The 19391-nt window shown below is 57.0% G+C and carries 22 protein-coding genes; 9 read left to right on the top strand and 13 right to left on the bottom strand.

Going from position 1 to position 19391, the window contains the following annotated elements:
* The first annotated feature begins 56 nt into the window (after positions 1 to 56).
* The 5 genes from phoU (at position 57) to AU074_RS01475 (ending at position 3420) form a co-directional block, all read left to right on the top strand.
* Positions 57 to 818: a phosphate signaling complex protein PhoU gene (phoU, locus tag AU074_RS01495; protein WP_076013194.1), complete on the top strand. Its 762-nt coding sequence runs from the start codon at positions 57 to 59 to the stop codon at positions 816 to 818.
* Positions 819 to 985: 167 nt separating this feature from the next.
* Positions 986 to 1885: a response regulator gene (locus AU074_RS01490; protein ID WP_076013193.1), complete on the top strand. Its 900-nt coding sequence runs from the start codon at positions 986 to 988 to the stop codon at positions 1883 to 1885.
* Between the two features lie 190 nt (positions 1886 to 2075).
* Positions 2076 to 2399 carry a type II toxin-antitoxin system RelE/ParE family toxin gene (locus AU074_RS01485; protein ID WP_076013192.1) on the top strand — a complete coding sequence of 108 codons (324 nt, stop codon included), beginning with the start codon at positions 2076 to 2078 and terminating at the stop codon, positions 2397 to 2399.
* Positions 2400 to 2403: 4 nt separating this feature from the next.
* Positions 2404 to 2703: a helix-turn-helix domain-containing protein gene (locus AU074_RS01480; RefSeq protein ID WP_076013191.1), complete on the top strand. Its 300-nt coding sequence runs from the start codon at positions 2404 to 2406 to the stop codon at positions 2701 to 2703.
* Between the two features lie 66 nt (positions 2704 to 2769).
* Positions 2770 to 3420 (top strand): M23 family metallopeptidase, encoded by a 651-nt coding sequence (locus tag AU074_RS01475; RefSeq protein WP_076013190.1) that lies wholly within the window; start codon positions 2770 to 2772, stop codon positions 3418 to 3420.
* Positions 3421 to 3533: 113 nt separating this feature from the next.
* Here AU074_RS01475 and AU074_RS01470 read toward each other — a convergent pair whose 3' ends face one another.
* The 3 genes from AU074_RS01470 to phoB all read right to left on the bottom strand — a co-directional run bounded on the left by AU074_RS01470 (position 3534) and on the right by phoB (position 7054).
* Positions 3534 to 4874 carry a hemolysin family protein gene (locus AU074_RS01470; protein ID WP_076013189.1) on the bottom strand — a complete coding sequence of 447 codons (1341 nt, stop codon included), beginning with the start codon at positions 4872 to 4874 and terminating at the stop codon, positions 3534 to 3536.
* Between the two features lie 124 nt (positions 4875 to 4998).
* The gene (gene phoR, locus AU074_RS01465) at positions 4999 to 6321 is read right to left on the bottom strand and encodes a phosphate regulon sensor histidine kinase PhoR (RefSeq protein WP_076013188.1); all 1323 of its coding nucleotides are present in this window, start codon (positions 6319 to 6321) and stop codon (positions 4999 to 5001) included.
* A gap of 43 nt (positions 6322 to 6364) precedes the next feature.
* Complete coding sequence (phoB, locus tag AU074_RS01460) at positions 6365 to 7054, bottom strand: phosphate regulon transcriptional regulator PhoB (RefSeq protein ID WP_003195617.1); 690 nt, start codon at positions 7052 to 7054, stop codon at positions 6365 to 6367.
* A gap of 152 nt (positions 7055 to 7206) precedes the next feature.
* Between phoB and AU074_RS01455 the strand changes: the two genes are divergently transcribed.
* Positions 7207 to 7587, top strand: coding sequence for a hypothetical protein (locus AU074_RS01455; RefSeq protein ID WP_076013187.1), 381 nt, complete (start codon positions 7207 to 7209; stop codon positions 7585 to 7587).
* Between the two features lie 32 nt (positions 7588 to 7619).
* Here AU074_RS01455 and ubiA read toward each other — a convergent pair whose 3' ends face one another.
* Positions 7620 to 8510 (bottom strand): 4-hydroxybenzoate octaprenyltransferase, encoded by an 891-nt coding sequence (gene ubiA / locus AU074_RS01450; protein ID WP_076013186.1) that lies wholly within the window; start codon positions 8508 to 8510, stop codon positions 7620 to 7622.
* A complete protein-coding gene (locus tag AU074_RS01445) occupies positions 8510 to 9073 on the bottom strand; it encodes a chorismate lyase (RefSeq protein ID WP_076013185.1) in 564 nt (187 codons plus the stop codon). Before AU074_RS01445 ends, ubiA begins: the two co-directional genes overlap by 1 nt.
* A gap of 196 nt (positions 9074 to 9269) precedes the next feature.
* On the opposite strand from AU074_RS01445, the gene AU074_RS01440 reads away from it, so the two are divergent.
* The 3 genes from AU074_RS01440 (at position 9270) to AU074_RS01430 (ending at position 11094) form a co-directional block, all read left to right on the top strand.
* Complete coding sequence (locus AU074_RS01440) at positions 9270 to 9437, top strand: rubredoxin (protein WP_032856748.1); 168 nt, start codon at positions 9270 to 9272, stop codon at positions 9435 to 9437.
* Between the two features lie 41 nt (positions 9438 to 9478).
* On the top strand, positions 9479 to 10627 hold the full coding sequence (locus AU074_RS01435; protein ID WP_076013184.1) for an NAD(P)/FAD-dependent oxidoreductase: 1149 nt from the start codon (positions 9479 to 9481) through the stop codon (positions 10625 to 10627).
* 191 nt (positions 10628 to 10818) lie between these two features.
* Positions 10819 to 11094, top strand: a complete 276-nt coding sequence (locus AU074_RS01430) for an HU family DNA-binding protein (RefSeq protein ID WP_003213368.1) — start codon at positions 10819 to 10821, stop codon at positions 11092 to 11094.
* A gap of 123 nt (positions 11095 to 11217) precedes the next feature.
* Here AU074_RS01430 and AU074_RS01425 read toward each other — a convergent pair whose 3' ends face one another.
* The 8 genes from AU074_RS01425 to AU074_RS01395 form a co-directional block, all read right to left on the bottom strand.
* Positions 11218 to 11538: a hypothetical protein gene (locus tag AU074_RS01425; RefSeq protein ID WP_076013183.1), complete on the bottom strand. Its 321-nt coding sequence runs from the start codon at positions 11536 to 11538 to the stop codon at positions 11218 to 11220.
* An 88-nt stretch (positions 11539 to 11626) separates the two neighbouring features.
* Positions 11627 to 12388: a pentapeptide repeat-containing protein gene (locus AU074_RS01420; RefSeq protein ID WP_173860302.1), complete on the bottom strand. Its 762-nt coding sequence runs from the start codon at positions 12386 to 12388 to the stop codon at positions 11627 to 11629.
* An 11-nt stretch (positions 12389 to 12399) separates the two neighbouring features.
* The gene (locus AU074_RS34000) at positions 12400 to 12558 is read right to left on the bottom strand and encodes a hypothetical protein (RefSeq protein WP_159442620.1); all 159 of its coding nucleotides are present in this window, start codon (positions 12556 to 12558) and stop codon (positions 12400 to 12402) included.
* Between the two features lie 226 nt (positions 12559 to 12784).
* On the bottom strand, positions 12785 to 13216 hold the full coding sequence (locus AU074_RS34310; protein ID WP_256576775.1) for a hypothetical protein: 432 nt from the start codon (positions 13214 to 13216) through the stop codon (positions 12785 to 12787).
* A gap of 347 nt (positions 13217 to 13563) precedes the next feature.
* Positions 13564 to 13971, bottom strand: a complete 408-nt coding sequence (locus AU074_RS34245; protein ID WP_218191614.1) for a hypothetical protein — start codon at positions 13969 to 13971, stop codon at positions 13564 to 13566.
* 81 nt (positions 13972 to 14052) lie between these two features.
* Positions 14053 to 14616: a hypothetical protein gene (locus tag AU074_RS01405; protein WP_076013182.1), complete on the bottom strand. Its 564-nt coding sequence runs from the start codon at positions 14614 to 14616 to the stop codon at positions 14053 to 14055.
* Positions 14616 to 18929: an RHS repeat-associated core domain-containing protein gene (locus tag AU074_RS01400; RefSeq protein ID WP_256576774.1), complete on the bottom strand. Its 4314-nt coding sequence runs from the start codon at positions 18927 to 18929 to the stop codon at positions 14616 to 14618. The genes AU074_RS01405 and AU074_RS01400 overlap by 1 nt, the downstream gene beginning before the upstream one ends.
* Before the next feature lie 14 nt (positions 18930 to 18943).
* Positions 18944 to 19378 (bottom strand): DcrB-related protein, encoded by a 435-nt coding sequence (locus tag AU074_RS01395; RefSeq protein ID WP_076013181.1) that lies wholly within the window; start codon positions 19376 to 19378, stop codon positions 18944 to 18946.
* Positions 19379 to 19391 lie beyond the last annotated feature (13 nt).

The raw sequence follows: 19391 nt of genomic DNA, 5'->3' as shown, positions 1-19391 counted from the left end.
CACTGAACTGATGCTGCGGTCGACCGCACCTTACTGGACGTTCCAAGGACGCCAACATGATTAGCAAAGAAGGCCTTACCCATCACATCTCCGCGCAGTTCAACGCCGAGCTTGAGGAAGTGCGCAGCCACCTCCTGGCCATGGGCGGGCTGGTGGAGAAGCAAGTCAACGACGCGGTCACCGCGCTGATCGAGGCCGACTCCGGCCTGGCCCAGCAAGTGCGCGAGATCGATGACCAGATCAACCAGATGGAACGCAACATCGACGAAGAATGCCTGCGCATCCTGGCCCGTCGTCAGCCGGCGGCGTCCGACCTGCGTTTGATCATCAGCATTTCCAAGTCGGTGATCGACCTGGAGCGCATCGGCGACGAAGCCACCAAGATCGCCCGCCGCGCCATCCAGTTGTGCGAAGAAGGCGAAGCGCCGCGCGGTTATGTCGAAGTGCGCCACATCGGTGACCAGGTGCGCAACATGGTCCGCGATGCCCTCGACGCGTTTGCCCGCTTCGACGCCGAACTGGCGTTGTCGGTGGCCCAGTACGACAAGATCATCGACCGCGAATACAAGACCGCCCTGCGCGAGCTGGCGACCTACATGATGGAAGACCCGCGCTCTATCTCACGGGTGCTGAGCATCATCTGGGTGCTGCGTTCGCTGGAGCGCATCGGCGACCACGCACGCAATATCTCGGAACTGGTGATCTACCTGGTGCGGGGCACCGACGTGCGGCACATGGGCCTCAAGCGCATGAAAGCCGAAGTTGAAGGCACGGTTGATCAAATCCCTAATGTTCCGGGCGTTCCTGACGATAAGTAAGATTGCCCGAGAAATAAACGCCCGGCCTTTGGTCGGGCGTTTTCGTTTGTGGCGTACGAATTTTGCGCGGCGGGGTAACGTAAAGTCCTGGCGTGACTGAAGAGTTTTGGCGAAATGCCATCAGCGAAGCGTTATGCTTGCCGGGGTTTTTATAGGATGAAGGGTCGATGAGCAAAGTCAGTGTATTGGTGGTGGATGACGCCTCGTTTATTCGCGACCTGGTGAAGAAGTGCCTGCGCAACTACTTCCCTGGGATCAAGATCGAAGATGCGGTGAACGGCAAAAAGGCCCAGGCCATCCTGATGCGCGAAACCTTCGACATGGTGCTGTGTGACTGGGAAATGCCGGAAATGTCCGGCCTCGAACTGTTGACCTGGTGCCGAGAACAGCCTCATTTGAAGGCCATGCCGTTCGTCATGGTGACCAGCCGTGGCGACAAGGAAAACGTCGTGCAGGCGATCCAGGCCGGGGTTTCCGGCTATGTCAGCAAGCCGTTCACCAACGAGCAGTTGCTGAACAAGGTCAAGCAGGCGCTGAACAAGATCGGCCGCCTCGACGCGCTGATCGCCAGTGCGCCGACCAAGATGAACTCGGCGTTCGGCAACGATTCCCTGAGCGCCCTGACCGGCGGCAAGCCTGAAGCGGTCAAGCCGGCGGCGGTGGCCGCACCGAGCAAAGGCTTGCTCAACAGCCCGCCGGTGCAGGCTGCTCCGGCAGCATCGCCAGCCGGCGGTCGTGGCCAGGGCCAACTGCGCCTGTCCAGTGGCACCCAGCAATGCGTGATCAAAGCCCTGAGCATCAAGGAGGCGCTGCTGGTGGTGCGTCGCGGCGAAATCCTGCCTCAGGTACTGGAAAGCGCCGTGCTCGACCTGGAGCAGGGCGAAAACGCCGAGGTGGCCCGTCTCAACGGTTACCTGCACGCCGTCGTGGCGTACGAACCCAGGCCTGACAGTGACTGGCTGCAACTGACCTTCCGGTTTATCGACCAGGATGCGCAGAAGCTCGACTACATCTCGCGGCTGATCGCCCGCGGGACCGCACAGAAGCATTTTGTGCCGGGTGCGTGATCTCTCTTCCAATATCGGGAATCGACCAACCGTCTGATTCTCGGTGTTCGGCTTGATTTATATCGGTTTCGATATAGTCTCTCGTTAACGCACTGTCGTTATCGAGTGTTCGCTACGCCTTGAAACATACCGCCCGCTCCTTGAGCCGAATCGTCTATTACGCTTTTCCTTTCCAGAACAGGAGAAGTGGATGCCAAGGCATAAGGACGTGGTGTTTGTGGGAAGCTCGCTCAAGGATCTCAAGTCGTTTCCACTTGATGCGCGACGAGCCGTCGGTTTTCAATTGGACCTCTTGCAGCAGGGCGAGCAGCCTTTTGATTGCAAACCGATGAAGACTATCGGGCGCGGCGTCCATGACATCAGGATTTTCGACGAGTCAGGAGCGTTCCGGGTTTTTTATGTGGTCAATCGGCCGGAGGCAATCTATGTGCTGCATGCGCTGCGCAAGACCACTCAGAAAACCGAAATGCGGGATATTGAATTGGCTCGCGCCAGACTGCAGGAGTTAGGTTAAGCCCATGACAGACCAAAAGTTTCAAACCGAACGTTTCAGCAGCGTTTGGGATGCGCTGGAAGATACTCCCCAGCAAGCAGCCAACATGCGTTTGCGCTCAAAGCTCCTTCAGGAACTGTGCAAAACCATTCGCAGCTGGGAGCTTTCCCAGAAGGACGCAGCCCATCGACTTCACATCAGTCAGCCGCGCCTCAATGATGTTCTGGGCGGCAAGATCGAAAAATTCTCGCTGGATGCCTTGGTTAACCTGTCCGCTGCGGCTCATATGGACGTGGATATCTGCTTCACACCACTGCTGGCCTGAGGTCACATAGCACTGTCATGATCCCTTGTTAGCCTGCCATCCCGTCGTCTCTGGCAGGCCAACCCGATGCTCGTGCGCTCACTGCTGTTCTGTGGACTGTTCGCCGTCGTCATGCCGGTGATGTCCATGACCCTCTACAAATCCATCGATGCCGACGGCGCCGTGGTCTTCAGCGACCGGTACACGCCCGGGGCGCAGGCGTTTGTGTATCAGGAACGGGTGATTCCCAAGCCTGTATATCCGTCGCAACCCGCTTCATATCGTTATCCCTTGCCCTGGCGTGGCGGCCCGTTCCGTCTCACCCAAGGTCCCAACGGTACCTTCAGCCACTCCGAGCTCAAAAGCCGCTACGCGATGGACATCGCCATGCCCGAAGGCACACCGATCATTGCGGCACGCGCAGGTTTGGTGCTGAAAACCGAGAACACCCAATCCGGGCGCGGCAGTGATCCATCGGGCAATTTCGTGCGGGTGCAGCACGATGACGGCACGCAGGGCGTGTACCTGCACCTCAAGCAAGGGTCGGTCAGCGTCAGGGAAGGGCAGCGAGTGGCGGTGGGCAGCCCGCTGGCGCTGTCGGGTAATACCGGCAACAGCAGCGGGCCGCATCTGCATTTTGTGGTGCAACGCACGACGGCGTTGGGGCTGGTGTCGATTCCCTATGAATTCAACCAGCCGGTGCAGGCGTTGCCCAATTTTGCATTGGGCCCGCGATAAGGCTTTTGTAGGAGCGAGCTTGCTCGCGAAAAACCTGAGGGCGCTGCCGGGTGTCAGGATCCCAGCGTTATCGTTAACGTCCTTCGCGAGCAAGCTCGCTCCTACAGGGTCGGCTAGTCGAGCAACAGCACCTTGGCCAACACGATCTTCGGCCCTTTCATCTTCTTGATGATGATCCGCAGGCCTTCGACTTCCAGCACTTCTTCCTCTTCCGGCACCCGTTTCAGGGTGTCGTAGATCAGCCCGGCCAGGGTTTCGGCCTCGATGTGGTCCAGGTCGACGCCCAGCAGGCGCTCCACCTTGAACAGCGGCGTGTCGCCACGCACCAGGAGCTTGCCCGGCTGGTAAGCGAGGATGCCGCGCTCGGCCTTGCGGTGTTCGTCCTGGATGTCACCTACCAGTACTTCCAGCACGTCTTCCATGGTCAGGTAGCCGATGATCTTGCCGTCGGCTTCTTCCACCAGGGCGAAGTGCGCGCCGCCTTTGCGGAACTGCTCAAGCAACTGCGACAGCGGCATATGGCGCGATACGCGCTCCAGCGGGCGGGTCAGCTCGGCGAGGTTGAACGATTCGGGAATGTGGTCCAGGGCCGCCAGTTCCAGCAGCAGGTCCTTGATGTGCAGCAAGCCGACAAACTCGTTGCGCACCGCGTCGTACACCGGATAACGGCTGAACTTGTGGCGACGGAACAGCGCCAGGATTTCCTTGAGCGGGGCGTTGAAGTCCAGGGTCACCAGGTCTTCCCGGGAGTTGGCCCAGTCGACCACTTCCAGCTCGCCCATTTCCACGGCGGAAGCCAATACACGCATGCCTTGGTCGCTCGGGTCCTGGCCACGGCTGGAGTGCAGGATCAGTTTCAGTTCTTCACGGCTGTAATGGTGCTCGTGGTGCGGGCCAGGCTCGCCTTGGCCGGCGATGCGCAGGATGGCGTTGGCGCTGGCGTTGAGCAGGTAGATCGCCGGGTACATGGCCCAGTAGAACAGGTACAGCGGCACGGCGGTCCACAGCGACAGCAACTCAGGCTTGCGAATGGCCCAGGACTTGGGCGCCAGCTCACCGACCACGATGTGCAGGTACGAGATCACGAAGAAGGCGGCAAAGAACGACACGCCCTTGATCACTTCCGGCGATTGCACACCGATCGCGCCCAGCAACGGCTCGAGGATGTGCGCGAAGGCCGGCTCACCGACCCAGCCCAGGCCCAGGGAGGCGAGGGTGATACCCAACTGGCAGGCCGACAGATACGCGTCGAGCTGACTGTGTACGGTGCGCAGGATCTGCCCGCGCCAGCCGTTTTTGTGGGCAATGGCCTCGACCCGGGTCGAGCGCAGTTTGACCATGGCAAATTCCGCCGCAACGAAAAAGCCGTTGAGCAGTACCAGGATCAGTGCAAAAAGAATCATGCCGAAGTCGGCGAAGAGTGTCGCGAGGGTGATGCCAGGGGAAGGGTCCATGATGGGGTTTTGCGGGTTCCGTCTAATCAAAAAGGGTGAGCAGGTGGGCCTGAAAGGCAGGCGCAAGTCCGCCAATGTAGCGGCTGACGGGGCGCTTGCCTAGTGGCGGCTGCCGGGTGGAGGGTCACTCGTCCTGATGAATGACCCGTGAGCGTGTCATCTGGGCCGGCGGGAAATGGCAGGTAAAGGTACTGCCATGGCCGAGCACGCTGCTGATTTCCAGCCGCGCGCGATGGCGCAGCAGCACATGCTTGACGATGGCCAGGCCGAGCCCGGTGCCGCCGGTGTTGGAGTTGCGGCTGGAGTCGACGCGGTAGAAGCGTTCGGTGAGGCGCGGCAAGTGTTTGGCGTCGATGCCCATTCCGGAGTCCTGCACGCTGAGGTGTGCGCCCTGGTCATCGGCCCACCAGCGGATGCGGATATTGCCCTTGTCCTGGGTGTATTTGACGGCGTTGAACACCAGGTTGGAAAACGCGCTGCGCAACTCGCCCTCGCTGCCCTTGAGCAGGATCGACGGGTCGGCTTCGAGGGTAATCTGCTGTTCACGCTGCCCGGACAATGCCTGGGCGTCGCTCTTGATGGTCTGCAGCAGGCTTTGCACCGGCACCGGATGGTTGTCAGAGGGGTAATCGGTGGCTTCCAGCTTGGCCAGCAACAGCAGGTCATTGAGCAGGGTTTGCATGCGCCCGCCTTGCTGCTGCATCTGTTGCAGGGCACGGGTCCAGCGCGGGTTCACGTCCTCAACGTTATCGAGGAGCGTCTCCAGATAACCGCAAATCACCGTCAGCGGCGTGCGCAGTTCGTGGGAGACGTTGGCGACGAAGTCCTTGCGCATCTGTTCCAGCTGATGGATGCGCGTGACATCGCGCACCAGCATCAAATGTTCGTTATTGCCGTAGCGCGTCAGGTACAGCTGGATGCGCACGCGGTCGTTGGTAGGCGACGGAATTTCCAGGGCTTCTTCGAAGTTGTCCTGCTCGAAGTACTCCTTGAAACGCGGGTGGCGCACCAGGTTGGTCACCGGCTGGCCGCTGTCCTGGGGCGTCTTGAGGCCCAGCAGGGTTTCTGCGGCGCGGTTCCACCATTCCAGGTTGCCGTCGCTGTCGAGCATGATCACGGCGTCTTTCAGCGCGGCGGTGGACTCCTGGACCCGGTCAATTACCGCCTGCAGCCGCCCGCGTACACGTTGGTCGCGGCGTTGCAGGTGGTAGATGCTGTCGAACACCTCGCCCCACAGGCCGTAGCCATCGGGCGGTGCTTCATCAGGTTTGTGCTGGCGCAGCCACTCGTGCAGGCGCAGCAATTGCTTGAGGGTCCAGCCAAGATAGAGGCCGATGCCGACGGCCAGGCTCCAGCCGTAAAAGCCGCTGACCAGGCCCACCAGCAGGCAGCCGGTGATCAGCAGGAGCATGTGGCGGATCAGGGTGCCATGCCAGTTTTGGTTCACTTAAACACGCGTCCTTTCAGCTGTCTGGGCAGTTCGGGCTGGCTCAGCCTTTGGTGGAAAACCGGTAGCCAGTGCCGCGCACGGTTTGTACCAGATTCTCGTAAGCGTCGCCCAAGGCTTTGCGCAGGCGGCGGATATGCACGTCGACGGTGCGCTCTTCCACATACACATTGCCGCCCCAGACCTGGTCCAGCAGTTGGCCGCGGGTGTAGGCGCGCTCCTGATGGGTCATGAAGAATTGCAGCAGGCGGTATTCGGTGGGGCCCATCTCGGCGGGTTTGCCGTCGATGGTCACGCGGTGGCTGATAGGGTCCAGAATCAGGCCGTCTACTTCGATAGGCGCTTCGCCATCGGTTGGGCCGGCACGGCGCAGAACGGCTTTCAGACGGGCGACCAGTTCTCGTGGGGAAAAGGGCTTGGTGATGTAGTCATCGGCGCCGACTTCCAGGCCCTGGATCTTGTTGTCCTCTTCGCCCTTGGCGGTGAGCATGATGATCGGGATATCCCCGGTCAGCTCGTCACGCTTCAGGCGGCGTGCCAATTCGATGCCGGAGGTGCCGGGCAGCATCCAGTCCAGCAGGATCAGGTCCGGCTTGCGGTCGACGATAATGGCATGGGCCTGCTGGGAGTTCTCCGCCTCCAGGCAGTCATAGCCGGCCATTTCCAACGCAACGGCGATCATCTCGCGAATGGGCGCTTCGTCGTCAACGATCAGAATGCTCCTGCCAACCATGCTAAATCCTCTTGTCATTTAACTGTCTTGCGCCGCATTAGATAACGGAATTATTGCAGTCGTGTGACAGTAATTTAGTCGCTTGGGCATTCGGCGCCTCTCTGGACTACGCTTGGGGTCCGAATCCTGACAACCACAAAAGGAAGGTTCCCATGACTCACAGTACTTTTTCCTGGAAAACCCTGCTGGTAACGGCCGCGTTAACGCTGCCGACACTGGCGTTTGCGGCAGACCCGGCGATGACCAAGGACGGGATGCTGGTGGACCACAAAGGCATGACCCTCTACACCTTTGCCAAGGATGCTGATGGCAAATCCATGTGCAATGACAAGTGCGCCACCAACTGGCCGCCGTTGATGGCCGAATCCACCGACAAGCCCATGGGCAAGTGGACCGTCATCACCCGTGACGACCAGAAAAGCCAATGGGCCTACAGCGGCAAGCCCCTCTACACCTTCATTATGGACAAGAAGGCCGGCGATATGACCGGTGACGGCAAAATGGACGGGGCCTGGAAGGTCGCCAAGCCCTGAGTCAACCTGCTAGCGGTGAGGGGCGTGGCCCTTCACCGAAACCCGTAGTCCGCCACAATCCCGACAAAAATCGCCAACCCGGCCCAGTGGTTGTGCAAAAACGCCTTGAAGCATTTGAGGCGGTCCTTGTCCCGGGTGTACCAGAACTCCCAGGCAAAACACCCGGCCGCCGCCAGTAAGCCCAGGTGAAACCAGCCACCCAACTCAAAGCGCATCCCCGCCAGCCACAGGCAAGCCAGCGCCAGACCCTGCAAGCTCAGGATGATCACCCGGTCGGCTTCGCCAAACAGAATGGCGGTGGATTTGACCCCGATTTTCAGGTCATCGTCGCGATCGGTCATGGCGTAATAGGTGTCGTAACCCACCGTCCACAACAGGTTGGCGATGTACAACAGCCATGCCGCGGCTGGCAGGCTGCCTGTTTCCGCGGTGAACGCCATCGGCATGCCCCACGAGAACGCCGCGCCCAATACCACCTGCGGGTAGTAGGTGTAACGCTTCATGAATGGATAGCTGGCCGCCAGCGCGAGGCCGCCCAGGGACAGCCAGATCGTCATGGAATTGGTCAGCAGCACCAGCAGGAAACTGATGAACATCAGCACCGCGAAGAACACCAGCGCCTCTTTCGAGCTGATCTTGCCGCTCACCAGCGGCCGCTGTTCGGTGCGTTTCACGTGACCGTCGACCTTGCGGTCGGCCCAGTCATTAATCACGCAACCGCCGGCCCGGGTGAGTACCACGCCAAGCACAAAGATCAGGATATTGAGCAGCGATGGCGAACCCTTGCCGGCAATCCACAGCGCCCACAGCGTGGGCCACAGCAGCAGATAAATGCCGATGGGCTTGTCCATGCGGGTCAACTGGATGAAGTCCCAGGCCCTTGGGTTCAAGTGATTCAGGGATTTGAGCAGGCGCTGATACATCAGCAGTTCTCCGGGTGGTCGTGCACGGCTTGCCACAAGGTCGGCAGGAAGATCTCGGCCACCAGCACGCTCAGCGGCCCGCGATCAAAACGCGAGCGGCGGGCCCACAGGTGATCGGCCTGGTCCGCCACGGGCAGCCATTTCCGTGGGTAGCGGCATACCTCGATGGCCTGGCGCGTGAAGGCGTGGTCACAAAACAACAACTCCCCCAGCGACCGGCTGCCCAACTCATCCATGTGCAAACCGTCGCCTTGCAAGGCGCTGCGGGCCGCCACGCTGCGGGCAAACACCCACGGCTGGCCATGGCCACGCAAATACACCTCGCGCACCCAGCCGATGCTGGCGGCGGGCAGGTCCAGGGCGGCGCATTCGTCGTCTCGCAGTGGTTGCCAGCCTTCGAACAGCGGCGTCACGCTGAAGCCGTCGCTGGACAGACATGTAAGGCGCCGGGTCAGGGAACCTTCATCGAACAGCCAGTTGAGTGTCAGCGGCGCGGGCAGTGGGCTCAGAAGGCTCTGGGTCAGCCATCGGCAAGCATCGGGGAGGGCGTTTGAATGCGGCACGGAGGGTCATTATTGGCAGTTAATGAGACGGCGAGCTTACCATGGTGCCCTGGACTTTTGCCGGGACGCGCCAGGCCCATGCGTCGATCATGCTTGCATCTGCGCCTGCTGATCAGTACAAAACGCCCTGAGCCGCACGGCAAGGTTTCATCTATCGACTGTCGGCCAACACGCCTGGACCCTGAGGAAGCAAGTAATGAAGAAGTGGCAATGTGTCGTCTGTGGCCTGATTTACAACGAAGCAGACGGATGGCCGGATGACGGTATCGCGCCGGGCACCCTGTGGCAGGACGTCCCCGAAGACTGGCTGTGCCCGGACTGCGGCGTGGGCAAAATGGATTTCGAAATGATCGAAATCGGCTGACTTAAGAAGCAATCCAAGAAACGTACTACAAGGAGAAAGGAATGAACGCACCTGTCGTGATCGTCGGCACGGGTTTGGCCGGTTACAACCTGGCTCGGGAGTTTCGCAAGCTCGATAGCGAAACCCCGCTGTTGCTGATCACCGCAGATGACGGGCGCTCTTACTCCAAGCCCATGCTCTCCACCGGCTTTGGCAAGAACAAGGAAGCCGACGGCCTGAGCATGGCTGAACCGGGCGCCATGGCCGAGCAACTCAAGGCCGAAGTGCGCACCCACACCCGCATCAGCGGCATCGACCCGGGTCACAAGCGTTTGTGGATCGGCGAGGAAGCGGTGATCTACCGCGACCTGATCCTGGCCTGGGGCGCAGAAACCGTGCGGGTGCCGGTACAGGGTGACGCCGCTGACCTGATTTTCCCGATCAACGACCTCGAAGATTACGCGCGCTTCCGTGCGGCGGCGGCCGGTAAACGTCGGGTGCTGCTGCTGGGCGCCGGGCTGATCGGTTGCGAGTTCGCCAACGACTTGATCCTTGGCGGCTACGAGATCGACCTGGTGGCGCCGTGCGAGCAAGTCATGCCGACCCTGCTGCACCCGGCAGCCGCCGCAGCGGTGCAGGCCGGCCTCGAAGGCCTGGGGGCGCGTTTCCACCTGGGCCCGGTGCTCAATCGCCTGCAGCGCAACGCTGACGGCCTGGAAGCCCACCTGTCTGATGGCGAAGTGATCCAGTGCGACCTGGTGGTGTCTGCCATCGGCCTGCGCCCCCGTGTCGATCTGGCCGCCGCCGCCGGCTTGCAGATCAACCGTGGGATCATGGTCGACCGCCACCTCAAGACCTCCCACGCCAACATCTACGCCCTGGGCGACTGCGCCGAGGTAGATGGCCTGAACCTGCTGTACGTAATGCCCCTGATGAGTTGCGCCCGCGCCCTGGCGCAGACGCTGGCGGGCAACGCGACCGCTGTCAGCTACGGCCCGATGCCCGTCACAGTAAAAACCCCGATCTGCCCGCTGGTCGTCTCGCCACCGCCACGGGGCACCGAAGGTGTGTGGAGCGTCGAAGGGCAGGGCGGCGACATCAAGGCCCTGTGCCGCGACGCCAGTGGCCGCCTGCTGGGTTACGCCCTGACCGGCACAGCCGTGATGGAAAAACTGGCCCTTAACAAAGAACTTCCGCCGCTGCTGGCGTAAATGCTGGTCGTTCTGTCGGAATAAGCATCATTTTGCCCACAGAAAGGTCGCCGTGAGACTGGCGCAGGCCCCGATGGCATGCCATCCTCACTCCCGTCTGCCGCAGAGTAGAGCCTGCGGCGCCTTGGGCGCTGCTCCGAAAGAGAGCAGCACGGACATAACAACAAAAAACCGTCAAAGAGGCTTCACTTATGCGTAAACCAGAACTCGCAGCCGCTATTGCTGAAAAAGCAGACCTGACCAAAGAACAGGCCAACCGCGTACTCAACGCCGTACTCGAAGAAATCACCGGCGCGCTGCATCGCAAGGACAGCGTCACCCTGGTCGGCTTCGGCACCTTCCTGCAGCGCCACCGCGGCGCCCGCACCGGCAAAAACCCGCAAACCGGCGAGCCGGTGAAAATCAAGGCGAGCAACACCGTTGCGTTCAAGCCAGGCAAGTCGCTTAAAGACAGCGTCAATCCGTAAGTAAAGAAGCCTGCGCTACGCACATGCGAGTGTGAGCGCGGGATAAAAAATGGGCACGCCGACTGGGTCGGGTGCCCATTTTTTGTGGCTTTTTGAACGTTGCGTCCGGTTAATGAGACCGGCTTAGTACTCGATAAACGCGTCATTCTCGAAATAGAAAACAAACGCTTTGAATAGGTCTGCAACACTTACTGTTGGCAGCTGATCTTTTGCATTGTCGACTACGTCCTCGATTGCTGAGGTTTCCAGCGTTGCAATCCAACCGTCCTCTTTCGCCTGTTTCGGCAAATAGTCGTCGGAGTCAGGCGGGAAATCCGAACTATCGAGTGAAAATACACCTAAGGTCTCAGCGCTCCACTGCGCGGCATCTGGAGGTAAATAGAACCATCCTTGCGGATTGTTCTCTGGTGAAGAAAGAACATCACGAATTGAGACCAATTTCATATCGCTTCCTCATATCAGGGTTAAGGGGGCGGATTATTCAATTTATCTAATGGTCATTTAATCTAAACAAATCTTTCCCTTTTATAATTTAAGCATCTTGAAGAAGTGAAATAAATCGTGAGGTGAATTCCTCGCCCTCATAATCTTCGAGGTTTTCAATATTGAAGACAGCTCCGCGTTGAGTTGTAAGTTTTAATAGTCGTCGCTTCAATATCTTATTGATCTGGCTTTCAGGTTCTGCAGATATGATAGTGAGTGCTTTTTTCGCACGAACTGCCACATCTTTGAAGAAAATGTGTTTGGCCTCGGCGGGTGGGATTATATTTTCCAGGTTGCAGTTTTCAAAGGTTACATAATCAAGTTTGCAAAGTTCAAAGTCAGCAGAAAGTGGCGTGCTGGGTTGATCTGATATGAAATTAACTTCCTGGAGTTTTCCAGCGAATTTAATGGTGGATATATTTTTTACATTAAATGAATTATCAATAATTTTGCACTGAGAGAATGTGCAGTTGGCAAAAGTGCAATCCTTCAAGGACGCTTCTCGAAAGTCGCACTTCACAAACGTGCAGTTCTCAAATTTGCTATTGCTGAAACCTGATCCTTGAAAACTTGTAGTTTTGAACGAGCAATCGGTCAAGGATGTTTTATTGAAGAATCGCGAGCCGGAAAAGTCAGCTTTCTCAAAGTCGCAATTTTCCAAAATGCATTGGTCAAAAATCGGATCGCAGAGTTTTGCGTTTTTTAATTTGCAACCACTGATAAGCTCGTTTTCAAAACGCGTTTTTTTAGGCAAAACGAGTCCTTCCTGCGAAACGCCGGACAGTACTTTTGATGGAATTTTGTCACTCACCATAATATTCCTCATAACCATTGCCCCAATCCTAAGGGTAAATGGTCTTCGTCTTCGTAAAGCTGGCGGGCGAAATCCTCCGCGCCGTCAGCCTCAATCGAGGCGGATTTCTTTTCAGCAACAGCCATCTCCGCGCCCCGGAAAACGTGACAGTCAGTCAGCTGGTTCATGTCCGATCTCTTAGAGCGTGCTTGGACATTGCGCTTGAACCCTCGCCTTAGATCCTATGATAATTCTCCAATTACATGAGGATGATGGGATGGAACTCCAAAAAAGAGTGATCGAAATCTAACTCTAGCAATTTCTCTTTGTACGCTTCTCCAATGATGATATTGAACGCTCCTCCCCAGCCCACCAAACGAAAGACCTCAGCACTCTCAGGGATTTTTTCGGCGATCAGTACCGGTTCGAAAAAAAACGTCCTCTTGGATTTTGCCATTCCTTGGCCACGTGATCTTCGGGCCAAGCTTCGTATTTGGATAAGGCCCAATCGACGCAGTCGACATAATTGTAGGCATGCAAGAGTCGGTAACGTACTTTTTGGCTTTCGTGGGTGATGCGCAAATATTGCACACGCTCGGTCGCCAGGTTATCCAGCCCTTTAATAGACTCATCGAATACGAAGAAGTCGGCTCCGATTGTGTTGACCGGGGCGGTTATACCGTCGACAAGAATTTCATAATGCAACGGTTTCAAATTGCACGGTGCTCGGCTATTGGAAAGCGCTATGTCATCGACCTCTTCGCCCTTGTAAATGAGCTCTCCAAGATTGACGTAACCATCCCATTTCTCACTGCTGACATTTGGATTGAGCTTGAAATAGTTCATTAATCAACCATCCTCAAAATTTTGTTAAGAGCGGATGTGGGGTCTAGCACTTCCTTTTTAAGCTCTGCGAGCTCCGCTTTATTAACTCTGCTTTGTAATTCATAATCAAATCGTCAGCTCAAAAGCGACATTGCCTAAACGATTTTTGACCTTGTAACTGTTTTCATGAAGTTCTGCATTTTTGAAAAAATCACTTCGATCAATGAAACTTGGAATCTCATGCATCCAAGTTTTGTTTTTTGTTGGCCCCTGTACATCGCAATACCAGCTTTCTCCGATTTCTGCGTTCAAGAGCCTGAAAATAGTGATTCTGTGCTTTTTGTCTTTACTGTTTTTTTGCTAATTTTTTAATAGGGGGTTTCCAGCTGAAAATGCGCGTCTAGGACGCCGTCAGCAGTAGAGTTTATGATTTCAACAGTGGTCTCGTTGTTTCCTTTTTTTGTGGCAATATCAATGAGCGCACTTCGTAATGTCTCTAACATTTTTTTGTCTTGGCTGAGACGATCTAAGGATAAAAAATGTTTAAAGTCGAAGTCTTCTATGAATATGTTTGTCACGCCCAGCACATTATCAAACAAGTCTTCGTCGCCGCGGGGGCCTAAAGAAACAACGATTTTACTACTGCCGTTAATGTTTACCTTGAGCGACAGTGTCATGAATATCTGCGTGATGTGGTGGCCCAGATGGCGGATACGAATGCCCTCATTCAGGGTAGCCTCGTCACTTTCTTGTAGGATAAGTATATTCAGACTCATTGCAGTGTTCGCTTCGGGCGAGTAAGGAGGCTAATTTATCTTATGGCCGTTAATCTAAATAAACCTATACCGTTATAATCATTAATTTTGAGGCGAAATAATTTTACTGATGTCGGCTCCTCTCAATTTTAATGATTTTATCGCGCTTTTAATCTCAAGTGCCGTTTCGATACCGAGAATAATGGAAGGGCTCTTTTCCTTGCCGCTACCAAAGCCAATACTTGTGAAAAACATCCCATACTCAAGTGGTTTGCCAGTTTCCTGATAAAAGATTGGGAGAGGGGCCACACAGTCAAAGTACTGATGACAGGTACTGCAGAGGTTTTCCTGCTGTTGAGCACTATAGCTGATGACATGTTTTGGCTGGATGAGAAAGAGCTGTTTTTTTTCATTGATCAATGAGAAGTCAACATCCAGCTTTAAGCTTTCAATATATTCCTTGAATCGCAGTGACGCGATGAAGCGTCGATCATACGTTGCGCCAATATCAGCTTTGTTAGATGTTTTAAGCTCAGCAGGGAGGTAGCCGGGGTCGATACAGCAACCGCAGGTTTTACAAAATATATTTTCAGGTGCCCCCTCAAAAAAATAGGCATGATTATTTATGGCACTTAAGTCGTAGGCAATGGTTAGGAATTTAGTCACTACTTTAGTCCCGGGTGTTGTGTGAAGAAGTCGATAACAGCATCTTTGTATTGTGCCCCTTTTCCTTTGTAGAAGTCAGCAAGCGCTTGGAGCCTTTCAGTCCTGGTGAAGTTTGCTTGAATTTTGGCTCCGCTGTTACCTCGTTGGGGCCGCATATGTACAGGACTCCCATTGATAATTTTTGTTTTCCCGACCAAGAAATCATTCATGTCACGGTGAAGCTGTTTGTGATCAGAGTCGGTGAGCCTAGTCAGTTTTTGGTTATGTTTACCACCCATGAATTTGGGATCGGAGTGATGCCCATGGTGACCACATGCCCAGCCAAAAGGATCGATCCAGGTGAATGGGTTGGGGGCGTACTGATAAAGGTTGAGCCCACCTTTCAAATCAATCGGGTCGGGTGTCGTAAAGCGACCTATGTCAGGGTCATAAAACCGAAACGTGTTGTAGTGCAGCCCGATCTCCCGATCTAGGTATTGCCCCTGAAACCGCAAATTCTGGTCTTCGATATAGGAAGGCTCGCGCTCTTCCCTCAGCGTGTTACCCCACACCCGATAAGTCGCGCGCCAAACATCATGGCCATCGCCGTCGGTTAGCTGCTCCGGCAAGCCACTGAGGTCGTTGTGGTAGTAGCGGATTTTTTGCAGCGGCCCGATACCGTCGACCCGCGCAAGGGGTTCGTAACCCTCTTCCTCATAAATATAGAGGCTGGTTTGACTGTGTTTATGTTCCTGCAGCAGGCGTAATCCGTCCCAGGTGAAGCGCGTTACGCCCAGTGGATAGCCATCGTTGTCATGCTCTGTTTTTTCAGTGCGACGGCCCAATGGGTCGTAGGTCATCCTGACCACATTGCCGTTTTCGTTGTGCACTTCAACCAGTCGGTTTTCTGCGTCGTAGGCAAACCGCTGCAACCCTCGAGCAGCACTACGCTTTTCAATCATTCGACCAAAAGCATCGTATTTATAGCGTTTATCTTGGTAGGTGAGCAGCCTGTTATGCCTTACCAAGCCACCCTGTCGTGGGCCGTCGAGCAGGTTGGCTGCCGCGTCATAAGCAAAGGTCTCGGTCTGGCCTACCTGGTGGCTTGCGAGAATACGTTCGGTACTGTCGTAACCGAACTGCTCTTGACGATCATGAACACGGTCAACACGCCGACGCCCGATCAGGTTATCGCTGGGATCGTAGCTGTAGTCAGTTTCAACCAACGGCGGCAACTGCCACGGTTGGTCAATACTGCGACGCTGGCGCGAGCGAACCCTGCCACTGCGGTCATACGCGGTGTTCGTTCTGAGTTGACCTTGAGTGCGCTGCACTTCGCGATGCAGACGATCACGCTCAAAGTCGCTGATGACCTTCCCATCGAGATTCAACTGATGCAGGTGACCGCTGCCGTAGTAGAGGCGGTTCAGCCATCGACCGTCGGGCAACTGGGTCTGAATCAGGTTCCCCAATTCGTCGTAGTGATGCTGCAAGGAGCCCGCTGTGCTTTGCTCCTGCAGCAGTTGCCCCAGCGCGTCGTAGCTGAAACCCAGTCGCTGCTGCTGACCGTCAAGCGCGGTGAACGTGACGCCGACCAGTTGGTCGTTCAGATCATGTTCATAAACGGTGGAACCGTCCGCTGTCACTTTGCTCACCAGACGTCCAACCGGATCTCGCTGAAATTGGTGTGACAACGGCGCTACCGGCTCGCCTTCCGTCCCCGGCAGGAAGTCCACGGCGACAACATCATCCAGCGGATCATAGGTGTAGCAGCGCTGACTCTGGTCGAGGTCTTGCTGCCGCACCATGCGGTCGCATGCATCCCACTCAAAGCGATAGCTTTCGCCGTTCTCATTGGTCAGCCTGCGCAATCGGCCATAGGCGTCATGGTCGAACATGACCGTGCGGTTGTGCGCATCCCAGCGTTGTTTGACCAGGCCACGCAGGTCATAGGCATAGCGCGTGGTGCTGCCGGCCGGGTCGACATGGGCCGTCAGGTAACCGCTGGCGCTGCGTTGGAACTGTTCCACGCGGCCATCCGGGAGCTGGCATTCCAGCAATAGCCCCTGAGGACCGTACCGGTAGCGAACCGACTCACCTTCCGCATTGGTCTGCACCACCAGATTGCCGAAGGCGTCGTATTGATAACGGGTGGGATAACCCGAGCAATCCACCGCTTCGACCAGTTGGCTCCATTCGTTCCAATGCAGCGTTTTGGTTTTTTCCGTGGCATCGATGATGCGCACCGGTTGACCGAACCCGTCGTAGACATAGCGCGTGCTATTGCCCAGCGGGTCGATTTCCTCGATGCAGTTGCCTCGCTGATCGTAGCGGTAATGCCAACTGTTGCCCGCAAGGTCGGTCTCTACTTGGGGCAATGCCCAGTGCGCGAGCCACTGCGTGCCGCTGGTTCTGGACAGCGGGTCGATCACCGCGCTCAGGTTGCCGGACTCATCGTAATTGAAGCGCCACTGACCGTTTTGCGGGTCAATCGCGCCGAGCAGCTGGCGATCTTCGCTCCACTCGAACTGCCACGTATGGCCCAGGTTGTCGACGTAGCGAGTGATCTGGTACTGCGGGTTCCACTCTCGTGTGCTGACGCGCATCAGGCCATCGGTCACGCGGGTAATGCCTGCGTCGAGATCGTAGTCGAAGGTGTATTCATCGCCTGCATCTGTCCAGTGGCGGCTCACGCGCCACTCGTCACCGTGGGGTCCGGTCACTGCACTCCATTGATAGAAGCAGCGCAGGCCACTCGGCAACTGGTGTTCGACCATTCGCCGGCCATTGTCATAAGCAAAGCGTCGAAGGGTGGTACCTTGCACGTCCAACACTTCAGCCAGGTCGCCGTTGCTGTCATAGCGGTAGCTGACGAGCACGTCGCTGCGCGCATCGAAATGGTCCTGGCGCAGGTAACGCCGTTCGATGTGGCTCACGCGCCGTGGATATTCGGTCGAGTAGCTCAGCTCGACGTGCATCAAGTCATGGGTGTCGCGCAGGCGATACAGCCGCCCCTGAGTGTCGTAGTCGAGAACGATCCGCCCTTCATTGCGATCACCCAGCAGCTGCAGACGCATCCGCGCGCTGTTCAGTGGGTCGGGCTCGAACAGGCGATACAGGCCGTCGATGCTCTCGATCAATACCGCGCCGTCGGCACTGCGCCTGACCGCAAGGCCTTCGCCCGGGTCGAATGCTCCGCCGGACAAGGGGATGTAGCCGATCTCCAGGCGGCGCCCTTGCTCATCGATGTAGAGCAGGTTTTCGTCTGCATCTATCTCGATCGACACTTCATACGCAACGCTCCAGCCCGCGCCGAAGAGACCGTCCTGGCGTGTGTCGAGGCTGCTGTAGAAACGCTGCCAATCTATCGGGAGCAAACCCGGCAGCACGAAATCCAGCTCCTCGTCCCCACCCAGGACCTTGGCCCCGGTCGCGCTGTGAACCGGATTGGGCGAGCCATTCATGGCGCTCTTGAGCGCAGAGGTAACCTTGCTGGTTGCATAAGAAATGGCACCGCCCACCACCAAGCCACCAACCAGGCACGGCAGCTTGGTCCAGAAACATTTCAGGTTGCCCCGCAACGCCATCACCACCGCAATCGCCAAACCCACGCCCGGCGTCTTGCCGCTACGAATCTCTTGCACCACGATGGTCCCGCCACCGATGCGCACATCCGGCGAGATCAGGCCCGGGGCTGTACCAATCTTGGCGTCGCACGTACTGCGATCGCCACTGCGTGCCGCAGGCTGCCCGTTGATGAACACCGAGCTGGACCCCTCGGCAATGAATTGCAGGGGCATGGGCGGGTGCTTGTTGCACGCCACAGTGTCCAGCGGGCAAGGCTCGGTGCCAGGGGCGGGGGAGGCGACGGTCGGGCGCCACATCTGTGAGAAAAACTCCCCGGCCATGTCCAGGAAGCTGGGGGCTGGCGGTTCGCTGGGTGCGACCGGAACAGCAGTCATCTTGCCAGCGGCGCGGGCAGCTTTTTTGCCATTGATGAAGACGTTGTCCGAACCGCTGGTGATGAAGGCATCGATCACCGGCGGGAAAACCCAGTTGGCGGCGGACTCGCACCAACTGGATATTTTCAGGTCGGCCCCTGTGAGCCCTGCGGTGATCCCAACGACTGCCCCCACTACCAAAACCAATGCAACGCCGCCTGTGGCGATGGTCGCACCGGTCGCGAGGAAAACCGCCCCTGCAACGGCCAGGCAGCCCACGGTAGTGAGTGCGGCATAGGCCGCCACTTCCAGCACGCCGCCGAGAATATCGGCCATCACCGAGGTGTGCAGCAGCGCGTCGCCTTCGCGGGCAGCCCAGAGGTCTTCACTCATTGTTCAGACTCTACTCAGGGCGTGGCGACGAAGTTAAGCGTGTTCTTGAGCGTTGCCCAATGTGCCGCTTCGGCAGGCCCCAGGGGCTGGGTCTTAACGTAGCTCAGGGCAATCAAGCGGCGTGTGCCGGGTATCTGCATCGCCAGCTGATATTGGTAAATATTGTCACTGCCTTTGTTGAAACGGTTCTGCACCTCAAAGGCGTCGATGTCCTGCGCTGGCCCCACCTTGACGGCTTGCGCCGGCGAATAACGAAGGTCTTTGACTTGCTGCTCAAGTTTTTTAAGCTGGCCCTCGAAGTTGCTGTGTAAGGTCTCGCCATCTGCCAACGGGCTGCGGCTGACCACCAGCGTGGTGCCCAGCTTGGCGAACTTGAGAATGTTGATCGAGGTGTCCTGCACCTCTGCATCGGGCAGGGTGAATTGGGCTTCGTTGATCAGGTAATTCATGGTGGAGAAATCT

This window comes from Pseudomonas sp. ATCC PTA-122608 (assembly GCF_001952855.1).
Taxonomy (GTDB): domain Bacteria; phylum Pseudomonadota; class Gammaproteobacteria; order Pseudomonadales; family Pseudomonadaceae; genus Aquipseudomonas.
This window is presented reverse-complemented; position numbering and strand designations above follow the sequence as displayed.

Excerpts from the sequence above, each read along its gene's own strand:
- phoU (WP_076013194.1), top strand. The coding sequence starts at position 57 with ATGATTAGCAAAGAAGGCCTTACCCATCACATCTCCGCGCAGTTCAAC.
- AU074_RS01490 (WP_076013193.1), top strand. The coding sequence starts at position 986 with ATGAGCAAAGTCAGTGTATTGGTGGTGGATGACGCCTCGTTTATTCGC.
- AU074_RS01485 (WP_076013192.1), top strand. The coding sequence starts at position 2,076 with ATGCCAAGGCATAAGGACGTGGTGTTTGTGGGAAGCTCGCTCAAGGAT.
- AU074_RS01480 (WP_076013191.1), top strand. The coding sequence starts at position 2,404 with ATGACAGACCAAAAGTTTCAAACCGAACGTTTCAGCAGCGTTTGGGAT.
- AU074_RS01475 (WP_076013190.1), top strand. The coding sequence starts at position 2,770 with ATGCTCGTGCGCTCACTGCTGTTCTGTGGACTGTTCGCCGTCGTCATG.
- AU074_RS01470 (WP_076013189.1), bottom strand. The coding sequence starts at position 4,874 with ATGGACCCTTCCCCTGGCATCACCCTCGCGACACTCTTCGCCGACTTC.
- phoB (WP_003195617.1), bottom strand. The coding sequence starts at position 7,054 with ATGGTTGGCAGGAGCATTCTGATCGTTGACGACGAAGCGCCCATTCGC.
- AU074_RS01455 (WP_076013187.1), top strand. The coding sequence starts at position 7,207 with ATGACTCACAGTACTTTTTCCTGGAAAACCCTGCTGGTAACGGCCGCG.
- ubiA (WP_076013186.1), bottom strand. The coding sequence starts at position 8,510 with ATGTATCAGCGCCTGCTCAAATCCCTGAATCACTTGAACCCAAGGGCC.
- AU074_RS01440 (WP_032856748.1), top strand. The coding sequence starts at position 9,270 with ATGAAGAAGTGGCAATGTGTCGTCTGTGGCCTGATTTACAACGAAGCA.
- AU074_RS01435 (WP_076013184.1), top strand. The coding sequence starts at position 9,479 with ATGAACGCACCTGTCGTGATCGTCGGCACGGGTTTGGCCGGTTACAAC.
- AU074_RS01430 (WP_003213368.1), top strand. The coding sequence starts at position 10,819 with ATGCGTAAACCAGAACTCGCAGCCGCTATTGCTGAAAAAGCAGACCTG.
- AU074_RS01425 (WP_076013183.1), bottom strand. The coding sequence starts at position 11,538 with ATGAAATTGGTCTCAATTCGTGATGTTCTTTCTTCACCAGAGAACAAT.
- AU074_RS34000 (WP_159442620.1), bottom strand. The coding sequence starts at position 12,558 with ATGAACCAGCTGACTGACTGTCACGTTTTCCGGGGCGCGGAGATGGCT.
- AU074_RS34310 (WP_256576775.1), bottom strand. The coding sequence starts at position 13,216 with ATGAACTATTTCAAGCTCAATCCAAATGTCAGCAGTGAGAAATGGGAT.
- AU074_RS34245 (WP_218191614.1), bottom strand. The coding sequence starts at position 13,971 with ATGAGTCTGAATATACTTATCCTACAAGAAAGTGACGAGGCTACCCTG.
- AU074_RS01400 (WP_256576774.1), bottom strand. The coding sequence starts at position 18,929 with ATGAGTGAAGACCTCTGGGCTGCCCGCGAAGGCGACGCGCTGCTGCAC.
- AU074_RS01395 (WP_076013181.1), bottom strand. The coding sequence starts at position 19,378 with ATGAATTACCTGATCAACGAAGCCCAATTCACCCTGCCCGATGCAGAG.